This is a genomic window from Ruegeria sp. THAF57, assembly GCF_903914075.1.
Classification (GTDB): Bacteria; Pseudomonadota; Alphaproteobacteria; order Rhodobacterales; family Rhodobacteraceae; genus Ruegeria.
In genome coordinates, this window is the sequence record NZ_CAIWNQ010000001.1 from 774,902 (window position 1) to 787,152 (window position 12,251).

Below are 12,251 nucleotides of genomic sequence, written 5' to 3' on the forward strand. Positions count from 1 at the left end.
TGCCCCCTATTCTGCTTTTTGTGCTGGCTGCTTGCCCAGAATGATCATCGACAAAAGGTCATCATCCGTGACGTCCGCAATATCGACCGTCCCAACCAGTTTGCCGTTCTTCATGACCGAGGCGCGGTCACACAGCTCCATAACGGCATGCACGTCGTGGTCGATCAGGAATATGCCGATGCCCTGCGCCTTTAACTGGTGGATCAGATCAGCCACCATCTGCGTTTCATGCGGCCCGAGCGCTGCTGTCGGCTCGTCCATAATCAGAATGCGTGCGTTGAAATAGACGGCTCGCGCGATCGCCACCGATTGTCTTTGACCACCCGACAAAGCAGAGACAGGATCGTTGAACTTCTGAAAGTTTGGATTGAGCTGCGCCATTATCTTGCGGCATTCGGCCTCCATGGCTGCGTCGTTGACCAAACCAAAAGGCGTTGTCATCTCGCGCCCCAGGAACAGGTTCGATGTCGCGTCCAGATTGTCGGCCAAGGCAAGTGTCTGATAGATGGTCTCGATGTTATTTGCGCGCGCATCGCGAGGGTTCGCGATCTCTACAGGCTGGCCATCAATCAAAATCTCGCCATGATCCATTTGATAAGCGCCCGACAGGACCTTGATCAGCGTGGATTTACCGGCGCCGTTATGCCCCAGCAGCCCCACGACTTCACCCGGATAAAGATCGACCGACACGTGATCGACGGCCTTGATCCCACCGAAGGAGATCGAAATATCGCGCATCTCGACCAATGGCGCTTCGCCAGAGCCGCGTCCAGACTTCACAGAGTTTTCATGCGTATCCTGAGCTTGCATCACTTGGCCCCCAATCGCTTGCGGTAGACGATGTCGATATAGACCGCCAGCACCAGAACGCTGCCGACCACAATGTTTTGAAACGGCGCGTCAACGCCAACCATTGCCATACCCGATTGCAGCGCCTGCATGATCAATGCCCCAAGGATCGCGCCGTAAATGGTGCCGATACCACCGGACAACGCGGTCCCGCCGATAACAGCGGCCGCGATGACCCGTAGTTCGTCCAGCGTACCGATATCGTTGGAATGGTTAGCAAGGCGCGCCGAGGCGACCACAGCAGAAACGGCACACAAAAAGCCCATCAGCGCAAAAATCTTAACGGTCAGCAGCCGTGTATTGATGCCGGAAAGCTCTGCGGCGTCCGGGTTTCCACCGGTGGCAAAAATATAGCGTCCAAAACGGGTTTTCCGCGCAACGATTGTCAGGGTTACCGCGACGATGATCAGAATGAGGACAGAAATTGGTATGCCGTACCCGACGACCAACCCCTCGGGCATTGTTTCGCCGCGTGCTTCGAACATTCGTTGCAGCCGGCGCGTCGGAATGGCGTAGCTATTTACGATGTAAACGTACCCAAGGATGGCGAGTGCAATGATCCCGGCCAGAGTGGCCTCGGCCCAAACAGGTTTCACAGGGAAGCCATGTGCCGCTTTTGCACGTCGCCCGCTCCACAAAGCCCAGATCGCAATCGCTGTTGCGAACAAACCAAACAGCCAGCTTGTTGTGGTTCCCAGCGTTCCGTTGGTCCCGCCGAACATCAGGAATGTACTGTCCAGCGGACCAATCGTCTGGCCACTAGTCAGATACCACGCCACGTTTCTCCAAACCAGAAATCCACCAAGCGTGACAATGAATGCTGGTATCGTCAAATAACCAACCATCCAGCCGTGAAACGCACCAATCAGCGTGCCCACTAACAGCCCAACGACAATGGTGATCGCCCAGGTTGCAGGATTGTTCAAACCCATCCCAAGTACCTGTGGCAATAGCTCGGTTTGCGTCATTGCCATCACCGCCGACGTTGTTGCCAGCAAGGCTCCGACCGACAAATCGATGTGCCGCGTGACGATTATGAACACCATCCCGCACGCCATAATGGCGACCGAAACCGTCTGGATGGACAGGTTGAACAGATTCCGAGGCGTCAGGAACCGGCCATCCGTAAAGATGTTGAACCCGATGCACAGGATGACAAAAGCGCCGATCATTCCCAAAAGCCGCATATCCAGTTCCAACTGCTGGAACAGGCTGGGTTTCGCTTTTTCAGGTACCGGCTGAGACGAAGTTTCGGTCATTTCCGATCTTTCATATTCAGCAATGGTCCCCGGCCCCGACAGGGCCAGGGACTTTGAAGCTTAGTTACAAGGGGCTGGTCCGTTTTCAACGCCCTGGCACAGGTCTTCCAACGGGATCCATCCGGCATCCACAACGACAGAAAGATTGTCCTTGGTGATCGGAACAGGCGCAAGGAAGACCGAGCTCATTTCGGTGCCACCCGGTGATGTCCAACTGATTGCGCCTTCGACGTCAGCCGGGCTTGTCCCGCCCGTCAAAGCCACCGCGATCTCGCCAGCGGCCTTGCCAAGCTCACGGGCGTCTTTCCATACGGAAACGGTCTGAGTGCCCAGCGCGACACGGTTCAGCGCCGCGTGATCACCATCCTGACCAGACACCGGAATGCCTTCCATGCCCTGCGCCGTCAAAGCAGCAACAACGCCGCCTGCGGTGCCGTCATTCGACGCAACCACTGCATCCACGTTGTTCTCGTTTGCAGTCAGGATTTGTTCCATGTTCCGCTGCGCATTCGCGGGCAGCCAGCCGTCCGTGTAGGCTTCTCCAACGATTACGATGTCACCGCTGTCGACAGCCGCGCCGATAATCTCTTGCTGCCCACCCCGCAGGAAGTCAGCGTTCGGATCCGTAGGAGAGCCTTTGATCATCACGTAGTTGCCCTTGGGCATGGCCTCAAAAACAGCGCGGGCCTGCATTCTGCCGACTTCCACATTGTCAAAGGTCAGATAAAACGCACGGTCGTCTTCGATCAGGCGATCATAAGCTATGACCGGAATGCCTTCGTCTGCCGCAGCCTGAACAGCCGGTCCGATTGCCTGCGCGTCCTGCGCCAAAATGATAAGCGCGTCTACACCTTGGGCGATCAGGCTTTCGATGTCTGAAAGCTGTTTTGCGGAAGACGACTGCGCGTCTGCCGAAATATACTCGGCACCTCCTGCTTCAAGCGCAGACTTGATGGCTGCTTCATCCGTTTTCCAACGCTCTTCCTGAAAGTTCGACCAGCTTACGCCGACCACTGGCTCTGCGAATGCGGTCGAAGCCAACAAAGTGGCCACAGCCGAAAAGCTGAGAATTCGTTTCATGATTTCCTCCCATTTGCGGAGCCATCGCATTTCGATTCGCGGCTCTCACGAATTTGAATACCATATTTATTTCAGTCGGTAAAATATTTAGTCTATTAGAAGCGGTGAAATCCAAATAGATTGGGGACAAGACCAGATTCGCGAGGCCCAGATGCTGAAAAGCAAAGCTTCTCAAAATGCCGCGGACCAGCGGAACATTACCCGCCTGCGGGTGCTGGAACATATCCGTACAAGGGGCTCGATTTCACGGATAGATATCGCCAGCGCATTGCAGACCAGCCCGGCGACGGTCACCGCCGCCACGGCCGACCTCATTTCTGCGGGGCTGATCAAAGAGATCCAAACCGAACAACAATCCAAATCTGCCAAAAGGGGGCGACCCAGAGTCCTGCTTCAGTTGAATGGCGGCTCATACCTTGTTGCGGGCCTTAAGGTGGCGCGCCACGTGATCTCGGTCATCCTTGTGGATTTCGAAGGCAACGAGGTCACATCATACAAACATCCGCTGGACGACGCCCGAATGACCCCAACCGCTTTTGTGGGGACCATTCGCGAAGCCATGGATCAGGCGTGTGCGCAGATCGACGAAACCATCGACACCCTGTCCGGCGTGTCGATTGGGATTGCCGGTCTGGTGGATGCAGAACGGAACTTTGTACACTGGTCCTCTTCCCTGACCGAAAGAAACGTCGATTTCAGTCAATTTCTGGAATCAGAGCTGCCCTGCCCCGCCTTTATTGAAAACGACGCCAATCTGGTGGCAAAGGCGGAACAACTTTTTGGATTGGGTAAGGGGTTAAAGAACTTTCTTGTCGTCACGATCGAACACGGCGTTGGGCTTGGGATTGTGCTGGACGGCAAGCTGTATCGCGGGGAACGAGGCTGCGGAGCAGAGTTTGGTCATACAAAAGTTCAACTAGACGGCGCGCTGTGCCAATGCGGCCAGCGGGGCTGCCTTGAGGCCTATGTCGGTGACTATGCGCTGATCCGGGAAGCAACCGTTGCCGATCAAAGCACTGGAACTGAAACCGTAACGGAAATCCACAAAAACGCGCGTTCCGGAGACGAACGGGCCAAGTCCGTTCTGGCCCGCGCGGGACAGATGTTTGGTTTGGGGATATCCAACCTGATCAACCTGTTTGACCCGGAACGCATTATTTTGTCAGGCGCTCAGATGGACTTGGAACACTTGTATTCCGAAGAGGTGATGACCCGAATTCGCAGTGGCGTGGTGAATGTCGATACCCCCTTGCCGGAAATCAAAGTCCATCACTGGGGCGACCTGATGTGGGCCAAGGGCGCTGCGGCTTACGGGATTGAGCAGGTCTCGATCCTGAAGGTGAAGGAACTGGCGACACATGCGTCCTGAGCTTTGCATCCTGTTCGTTTTCGCATCTGCGTCCACGGTAGAAGCCCAAGCTCTGCAATTCCAGAAAATTGACATTGGCACCCATACCTATGACGGAGGATGGGAGCACTTTGTGGGCGGCGGGGTCGCCGTTTTCGATTGCGACGGGGACGGGCTGCCCGAGCTTTTTGCCGCGGGCGGGACCAGTCCTGCCCAACTGTTTAGGAACACATCGCACGACAGCGTTTCGTTTCGTGCCGATACGCCCAAGCAATTGTCACTAACCGGTGTAACCGGGGCTTACCCGTTGGATGTCGACAATGACGGCATTCTGGATCTGGCCGTTTTACGCGTTGGCCCTGATCTGCTTTTGAAGGGCGAAACCGATTGCAATTTCCGCCCTTTCGACACCCTTGGTTTCCGGTCAGAGGACCATTGGACAACCGGGTTCTCTGCCACTTGGGAAGTTGATCAGACCCTACCAACACTGGCCTTTGGAACCTATGTTGATCGCCGGAATCCCGATGGCCCGTTTGAGGCTTGCGGACCGACAGTCCTATACCGGCCCAACGGCGGCAGCTATCAGCCACCAGAATATCTCGAGCCGGGTTATTGCGCGCTGTCGGTCCTGTTTTCGGACTGGTCCCGCTCCGGACAAGCGGATTTGCGGGTCAGTAACGATCGCCATTACTATGTGCGCGGCGGGCAAGAGCAGTTATGGGCTATGGAGGCCACCCCACGCACTTATTCGCAAAAAGACGGATGGTTGCCATATTCGATCTGGGGTATGGGTATCGCTTCGCGGGATCTGACAGGCGATGGCTTTCCCGAGGTTTACCTGACTTCGATGGGCGATCAGAAATTGCAGATCTTCGACCCCAAAGCTGGCGGCCCTACATGGCGTGACGCCACTTACGCCAAGGGCACAACCGCCCACAGGCCACACACTGGAGGCGACGGTCGCCCATCGACCGGATGGCATGCACAATTTGGCGACGTCAATAACGACGGTCTGGACGACATCTTCGTCGCCAAGGGAAATGTCGAACAGATGCCGGACGCGGCGCTGAATGACCCCAACAACCTGCTGTTACAACAGCAGAATGGTCAATTCCAGGAAGCTTCGGCCGAGGCCGGCATTGCTTCTATGGCCAAGTCGCGCGGTGCGGCATTGGCTGACTTCAACAATGATGGCTGGCTTGATCTGGTGGTGGTTAACCGGGGCTCGGAACTTGAGGTCTATCAAAACCACCCTCACACCGGGAATTGGGTGCTGACGGACATAGCGCAGGATCGGCCAAACCGCTTCGCCGTCGGTGGCTTCATCGAGATAAAGACTGCGGCGGGTATGCAGACCCGGGAAATCACCATCGGCGGAGGGCACGCCAGCGGCATCGCGGGTCTACATCATTTTGGGCTGGCGGATGCGAAGACGACCGAAGTTCGGGTCATTTGGCCCGATGGCGAAGCGGGGGATTGGCAGGAGTACCACCCCAATCAGATCATTCGAATTGAACGATGATCATTGATCGACATGCAACCCACTTGGAACCTTTTCCGGAACACCAAGACGCTCCGCAGGATCTTCCAGACTACCCAAAAAGCTCAGAAGGGCGCTGATCTCTTGATCCGTCAGGCTTATCTTCGGCAGGTCGCTGCTTTTGGCAATCGCATCCATAATCTCTGGGTCGGATAACGCCTGATGATCCTTTGCACCTGCAAAGTCAGGCAGCACCGCCAGCTCCAAGGAATACGTGCGCAATGAGCCTTCTGGGTCGAGATGATGACGCACCACATCTTCAAGCTGCGCGTAGCCGCCGTTATGCCCGTATGGGGCCGTCAGCGTTACATTGCGCAACGAAGGCGTGCGAAACGCAAATGCATCCTCTGCGTCACCGGTCACACGCAGGCGCCCATCATCCCGGACATGGCTTTCAAACCTTGCTGCTTTTCCGGGCCCTATCTGCGGCATCGCGATAGAGTGAAACTTGTGGTCCGTTTGAAACCAGCCCGAATGACAGGTGCTGCACCCTGCTTTCCCATAGAACAGTTGCATCCCGCGCGCTGCGTCTTCCGGCAGTTCGGCCTCCCCACGCATCGCAAGGTCAAACGGGCTATTGTCGGCGCGCCATTCGAAGGCAATGAAATCGGCAATTACATTCGCAATAGCAGAAAAGGTGATCGCATCCCCTGGTGCGACCAAGGAAAATCGCTGTTCGTATTCCGGGATGGCCGCGACACGAGCGGCAATCAGATCCCACGCCCCGCCTTCCTGCGTAAGCAGCCCAAGGCGCACAGCTTTGCTGACGTCATTCTCGGAATAATGGCCTGCCATCTCATCAGGGGACAGCACTGGAAACATTGCCTGAGCAGCCAGAGCGGAATTGAAACCTGATCGCATATGCGTGCCCAGCGGCGTCCTGATACCGTTCTCGCGTGTCGGATCAGTTTCAAGACGGCCATCGTGAAAGAATGTTGTGAACTCGGTCGCGCCAAGATTCCAAAGACCCGGCGAATTGCGCGGGATTCGTTGTTCTGGCGGGTTTTCCACATCGAATTTCCGCTTTTCCCCCAAACCCGCGCCACCCTCACCGATCCCCAGCGAAAGCCCATCGGACGTGCCGAGTTTGGGATGATGACAGGTTGCGCAGCTAATGTTCTTGTTCCCCGACAAGATCGGATCGTAGAAAAGCAGTCGCCCAAGCTCGACCTTACTCAGATCAGGCTCAACAAACACTGGTTTTGGCCCGAGGACCTGAGCCGCTGCCGACGTGGTGGACACGATCACCAAGCCGAAAGCAACAATCGGTGCAACGAACCTCATGCTTCATCACCCTCGCAAATCTCAAGTATCAATGTCTGCGCGTATGGCGCTTCGGGAGAGCATATGATCGACGGAAATTCAGGGATGTTAAGCGCGTTGGGATAACCCGACGGCTCGATGCACACGCCAGCGTTTTTGCGGAAAGGTTCCGAAAGATGAGCCCCCGAGTAAACCTGCGCCCCCGCCTGATCGGACCAAACAGATAGTTTCAAACCGTTAGGCGCTGTAAGGTCAGCGACCGGAAGCCCATTCTCTCGTGCTGGGTCGAAAACGAAGTAGTTGTCCAAATCCGTCAAAGTAGCGCTGATCGCCTTGGGTTCGGAGAAATCCATCCCGCCTTTCCTCGCGTCGTCCAATTTGCCCGAGGGAATCCCCTGATTGTCTAGTTCGAGAACGCGGTGAGAGGCCAGCCGCAGACTATGCCCGGAAATGCCCGTCGCGCTACCCAGGCAATAGTAGTTGTGCTGCGCTATACTTATGGGGGTCGGTCGATCAGGCTGCGCTGAAATCGAATAGATCAGACGCGGGTTCTCCAGCTTTACGCGCACCTCAAATCTGACTTCTCCCGGGAAACCGCTGGCACCCTCTGGGGATGTGTGGCGCAACACGGCCTCGTTTGCCGCTGTTTTCTCAAGGGCCCAATTCTGATGCGAGAGGCCAGCCCATCCACCGTGCAAGGAATTCCGACCCTCGTTTGCGTCCAGTTCATAACGGACGTTTTCCATGTCAAAGCGCGCGTTTCCGATCCGATTGGCGACACGACCGACGATTGCACCCATATAGCTTTTGTCGGTGACGTAGTCCTGCGGACTTTCGTATCCAAGGATCATTGGCAAACCCTTGTACCACCACCCCTGCGTTGTCGCCCCGTAGCTGAGCAGCGACACCCGCATGTCGCCATCATTCAGAACGGTCGCTTCGATCCGAGGGGGTATGTCCCGCCTTACGCTCATCTTTTCGCAAAAGGTGCCAAGGCTGAATAGTATTGCCGGTACCGCTGGTATTCACTTTCGAACGCATCGACCAAATCTTCACAAGGTTCGATGACCCTGTCGATTTTGGGTGCCATCATCACCGTGTCCGGGTCTGCGTCGTTGACGGCGCACATAGCCAGACGAGCGGCACCGATAGCAGCCCCAAATTCGCTGCCCCGTGGCAAGGTAAGAGGCGTCTTGAGAACGGTGGCCAGATTTTTCAACCAATAGAGGGAGCGCGCACCGCCGCCAACAGCCATAAGGGTCGTTGGTTTGGTTCCGGTTTTCTTGAGGGCCTCCAGACAATCCCGCATTGCAAAGGCGACGCCTTCCATGACGGCCCGCGTCAAGTCCGCAGTGCCGGAGGAAATATCGACACCCAGGAATGCCCCTCGGATCGCACTGTCATTATGCGGCGTCCGCTCACCTGAAAGATAGGGCAGAAACGTGATCTCTGATGGGCCATCCAGATCGTCCGGCAGCGAGGCGACTAGGTCCTCAACGGGCTGGCTAAGGTTACGAGAAAGCCAGTTCAAGCTGTTCGTCGCAGACAGGATGACACCCATCTGAATCCACCTGTCCGGAACGGAATGACAAAAACAATGTACCGCCGTTTCTGGCGCTGGCGCGTACTTGTCCCTGGACACCAGCAGCACACCTGAGGTTCCAAGCGACAAGAAGCCAGCCCCGTCGCTGATACTGCCTATCCCGCAGGCAGCAGCGGCGTTGTCCCCTGCTCCGCCTGCAACTACGACCGGCCCGGACACTCCCCATTCTTGCAGCAGTTCGGGCCGCAATTCCCCGCCCGGTTCACTGCCTTGAACAAGCCGGGGCATTTGTTTGATGCTCATATGGCCTTGTTCCAAGGCGGTTTCTGACCATCGCCTCTCCCCGACGTCCAACCATGACGTTCCCGCGCTGTCAGACATGTCGCTGACGTAATCCCCAGTCAGCCAGAGCCGCAAATAGTCTTTCGGCAGCAAGACCTTGGCAATCGTGGCAAACAGGTCAGGCTCATTTGCGCGGACCCATTCCAACTTGGGGGCTGTAAACCCCGGGAAAACGATGTTGCCAGAACTTGAACGCATTCCCGGCAGTTGATCAAGCCTCTGCGCCTCTTTCGAGGCCCGCGTGTCGTTCCACAGAATGCAAGGCCGCAGTACGTTGTCTTCGGCATCCAAAAGGGTCGCACCATGCATGTGCCCGCTCAGGCCAATGCCGCGCAGCGCGGTGAACGCGGTTCCGTGCGCAGACCGAAGCTGACCGACAACGTCCTTACATGCCTCCACCCAATCCAGAGGCGACTGCTCAGACCATCCCGGCTTTGGCGAAGACGTTGTGATATTGGACTCGGCACTGCCTGCGACGGACCCTGTGTCGTCAACAAGAATCCCTCTAAGACCGGATGTTCCCAAGTCCAATCCGAGATACATTTTTAACCTCACACATTTTATTTTAGCTGATAAAATTAATATCAAAGCAGATTTTGTCAACAGACGTTTAAGCCCAATTGACCTCCCATAGCGACAAACCCACGCCAGATCAGCAAGTGGATAGTTAGCGGCAGGAAACGGTTTTGCCGGGTTGAACGGCCCTCATGTCCACCATCACAGACTGAAGCTTCCGTTGACTTGTCTACACGCAATAGTTGCGTTAGCCTGAATCTCCCAAAGCAGTTACTGGATGAGGCCAGAGCAGGCCCATTGCATAGGGTTAAGTTGTAAACGATCACGCGGAGCAAGAGAGTGGCCGATACTGAATGCAACTATCAACAAATCGCCTCAGTCGAAGACGTCAAATCTGCCCTAGAAGGGGCGCAGTGCCAGCACTGTGGCATCACCACAAATGAGCTCATGTCACGCGGAGAGGTGCTTGAGATTTGCGGTGAGGAATATTGCTCTGACATCTCAACGGGACTGAAGCTGTTCACCACGATTGCTGTGTGCCCAAGCTGTCATGGGCGATTTCATCAGGACGCCGATAACATGCACAACCCCTGCCAAATAAAGGCTCGTTGGAGTCGAGAGGGCCTCGCGTAGTAAGGTGCCGGGTGGCGGCAGCCTCTCTCTATAACATCTACTTCCCAGATCAGACGTTGGCATGGGGCTGATTGAATGATCGCTTCACCAATTGGAACGGGCCTTGAAAATTTACCCTGTTAGCGCGGATGAGACTAAGCTTTTACTCCCTCACGCTGATTAGCTTTCATTTTCAACGACGGATCGTGAGTATCGACTGAATTCTTCCTTGATACCCTGCGCGCACCTCGGCAGCATATTTGAGCCAAATCTCTGATAGGGTGGAATGCAGATAAGGGAACCACTTCTCTGCACGCTTCGCCAAAGTAGGGAGTTTCAATCGTGATCAAGACTTCCCCCGAATTGCTTGCCGTAACAGAGCGCTGGTTTGATGCAATCAGATACCGCAGAACGCACGTTTTGAAAGATTATCTGTCAGACTCGGCAGAGTTGCGATTCATCGGAACCGGCGAGGATGAATTCTGGAGGGGGCAAGTCGTCCGCGATGGTGTCGGCGACTTCATCGGCGAAATGCCCGAGCCAGATGTTTGGGAAGTGCTGGAAGCCGAAGCCTTCGAGAATGGAGAAACGGGCTGGTCAGCCTTCCTACACAAAGTCGGCTTTCCCGGTCTTGGGGATTCATTCATCGTCCGCACTGTACTTGTGTTCGTGTTGGAAGGGGCGTCCTGGAAGATCATAAATCGGCACGCGTCGCTTCCATTTCCAAATGTGGAATTCGTAGGCAGCGAGCAGTTGGCGATCCAAAGCCTTGTAAATGCCGCGCTAAATGACGGCCCGGAATTGCTTCAGACTGAAGGTTTGGCCTCGGTGCTCTTTACCGATGTAGAAGGCAGTACGACCCTTGCCGAAGCCATGGGCAACCAAAGCTGGTCCGCCTTGATAGACCAACATTTTCAGACCGTTGAGGGGATCGTTGCGGCACATCGCGGGCAGTTCGTAAAGTCGCTGGGGGATGGAACGCTATCCAGCTTTCAATCCGCAAACGAGGCGCTTCTCGCAGCTATCGACATGCAGGAGGCCGTTAACCTGACCGATATGGAACCGCGTCTGGGTTTGCGGGTTGGCATTCACACCGGCGAAGTCGTGTTGGCGCGCGGCGACTTTTTTGGCACTGTGGTTAACAAGGCAGCTCGTATTACGTCGTCGGCCAATGCGGGCGAAATCCTTGTTTCAGACGAAACACGAGCCATGGTCAGCGGACACCACGAGTTCAAATTTGTAGACGCCAAATCAGTAACACTCAAAGGATTGCCAAAGGATCATACTGTTTACCGTTTGCAATGGGCACGATAGCTGAGTCCCGGAATGACCCTTTGAAAGCCGGCCAGGCAAACGGGGTGCCTGTTCAGCCACTTGTACTATTGTTCGGTATCGCCTTGCAGAACGGGCATATCATTCTCGTGACCTTTGTCGTCTCTCCCTTCGGCAACTCTATTATCGTATCAATAACATAACTGGGACGCTGCTTGGTCTCTACGTTTATTCGGCCGATATATTCCCCGATCAGACCCAACGCGATCAAATTACAAGCCCCTAACAGCAAAACGACCACCATCAACGATGCATAACCTGGAGCGTCAACGCCCCAGAAGACTGTTTTAGCAACGATGAAAACAGCGTAGAAAACGGCAGTAATTGCCGTCATTGTCCCCAAATAGGTCCACGCTCTGATCGGCAAGGTTGTCGAACCGGTGATACCATCCAAGGCAAAGTTCCAGAGCTTCCAGAAACTCCAATCCGTGTCCCCCGCCGATCGGGTCGGGCGTTCATACTCGATTGTAACAGGGTCGAAACCGGCTCACGCGAATAGCCCTTTCATAAAGCGTACCCGTTCAATCAGTTCGTTCAGCCGCGCCACAACCTCGCGGTCGAGCAATC

General features: G+C 55.4%; 10 protein-coding genes. 3 read left to right on the forward strand and 7 right to left on the reverse strand.

The features are described from left to right. Positions 1-6: 6 nt before the first annotated feature. The 3 genes from RUESEDTHA_RS03755 to xylF are packed head-to-tail and all read right to left on the reverse strand — an operon-like array spanning position 7 to position 3,188. Positions 7-810, reverse strand: coding sequence for an ATP-binding cassette domain-containing protein (locus tag RUESEDTHA_RS03755; RefSeq protein WP_180884466.1), 804 nt, complete (start codon positions 808-810; stop codon positions 7-9). Next, positions 810-2,108, reverse strand: a complete 1,299-nt coding sequence (locus tag RUESEDTHA_RS03760) for a sugar ABC transporter permease (RefSeq protein ID WP_180884467.1) — start codon at positions 2,106-2,108, stop codon at positions 810-812. The genes RUESEDTHA_RS03755 and RUESEDTHA_RS03760 overlap by 1 nt, the downstream gene beginning before the upstream one ends. A 60-nt stretch (positions 2,109-2,168) precedes the next feature. Continuing rightward, positions 2,169-3,188, reverse strand: coding sequence for a D-xylose ABC transporter substrate-binding protein (gene xylF / locus RUESEDTHA_RS03765; RefSeq protein WP_171123347.1), 1,020 nt, complete (start codon positions 3,186-3,188; stop codon positions 2,169-2,171). A 151-nt stretch (positions 3,189-3,339) separates the two neighbouring features. Between xylF and RUESEDTHA_RS03770 the strand changes: the two genes are divergently transcribed. Together RUESEDTHA_RS03770 and RUESEDTHA_RS03775 are read left to right on the forward strand one after the other, a co-directional pair. Next, a complete protein-coding gene (locus tag RUESEDTHA_RS03770; protein ID WP_180884469.1) occupies positions 3,340-4,557 on the forward strand; it encodes an ROK family transcriptional regulator in 1,218 nt (405 codons plus the stop codon). Continuing rightward, a complete protein-coding gene (locus tag RUESEDTHA_RS03775) occupies positions 4,547-6,058 on the forward strand; it encodes a CRTAC1 family protein (RefSeq protein WP_180884471.1) in 1,512 nt (503 codons plus the stop codon). Before RUESEDTHA_RS03770 ends, RUESEDTHA_RS03775 begins: the two co-directional genes overlap by 11 nt. On the opposite strand, the gene RUESEDTHA_RS03780 is transcribed toward RUESEDTHA_RS03775, so the two are convergent. The 3 genes from RUESEDTHA_RS03780 to xylB are packed head-to-tail and all read right to left on the reverse strand — an operon-like array spanning position 6,059 to position 9,767. After that, a complete protein-coding gene (locus tag RUESEDTHA_RS03780) occupies positions 6,059-7,360 on the reverse strand; it encodes a cytochrome-c peroxidase (RefSeq protein ID WP_180884473.1) in 1,302 nt (433 codons plus the stop codon). Further along, positions 7,357-8,313 carry an aldose epimerase family protein gene (locus RUESEDTHA_RS03785; protein ID WP_180884475.1) on the reverse strand — a complete coding sequence of 319 codons (957 nt, stop codon included), beginning with the start codon at positions 8,311-8,313 and terminating at the stop codon, positions 7,357-7,359. Before RUESEDTHA_RS03785 ends, RUESEDTHA_RS03780 begins: the two co-directional genes overlap by 4 nt. Further along, entirely contained in the window at positions 8,310-9,767 is a 1,458-nt protein-coding gene (gene xylB / locus RUESEDTHA_RS03790) for a xylulokinase (RefSeq protein ID WP_180884477.1), read from the reverse strand. The genes RUESEDTHA_RS03785 and xylB overlap by 4 nt, the downstream gene beginning before the upstream one ends. A gap of 927 nt (positions 9,768-10,694) precedes the next feature. On the opposite strand from xylB, the gene RUESEDTHA_RS03795 reads away from it, so the two are divergent. After that, positions 10,695-11,666 (forward strand): adenylate/guanylate cyclase domain-containing protein, encoded by a 972-nt coding sequence (locus RUESEDTHA_RS03795; RefSeq protein WP_180884479.1) that lies wholly within the window; start codon positions 10,695-10,697, stop codon positions 11,664-11,666. 52 nt (positions 11,667-11,718) lie between these two features. On the opposite strand, the gene RUESEDTHA_RS03800 is transcribed toward RUESEDTHA_RS03795, so the two are convergent. Next, a complete protein-coding gene (locus RUESEDTHA_RS03800) occupies positions 11,719-12,078 on the reverse strand; it encodes a hypothetical protein (RefSeq protein WP_180884481.1) in 360 nt (119 codons plus the stop codon). Between the last annotated feature and the right edge of the window lie 173 nt (positions 12,079-12,251).

What these genes read in the sequence shown, in the direction of transcription:
- RUESEDTHA_RS03785 (WP_180884475.1), bottom strand. Translation starts at nt 8,313, where the DNA reads ATGAGCGTAAGGCGGGACATACCCCCTCGGATCGAAGCGACCGTTCTG.
- RUESEDTHA_RS03775 (WP_180884471.1), top strand. Translation starts at nt 4,547, where the DNA reads ATGCGTCCTGAGCTTTGCATCCTGTTCGTTTTCGCATCTGCGTCCACG.
- RUESEDTHA_RS03770 (WP_180884469.1), top strand. Translation starts at nt 3,340, where the DNA reads ATGCTGAAAAGCAAAGCTTCTCAAAATGCCGCGGACCAGCGGAACATT.
- xylB (WP_180884477.1), bottom strand. Translation starts at nt 9,767, where the DNA reads ATGTATCTCGGATTGGACTTGGGAACATCCGGTCTTAGAGGGATTCTT.
- xylF (WP_171123347.1), bottom strand. Translation starts at nt 3,188, where the DNA reads ATGAAACGAATTCTCAGCTTTTCGGCTGTGGCCACTTTGTTGGCTTCG.
- RUESEDTHA_RS03755 (WP_180884466.1), bottom strand. Translation starts at nt 810, where the DNA reads ATGCAAGCTCAGGATACGCATGAAAACTCTGTGAAGTCTGGACGCGGC.
- RUESEDTHA_RS03780 (WP_180884473.1), bottom strand. Translation starts at nt 7,360, where the DNA reads ATGAGGTTCGTTGCACCGATTGTTGCTTTCGGCTTGGTGATCGTGTCC.
- RUESEDTHA_RS03760 (WP_180884467.1), bottom strand. Translation starts at nt 2,108, where the DNA reads ATGACCGAAACTTCGTCTCAGCCGGTACCTGAAAAAGCGAAACCCAGC.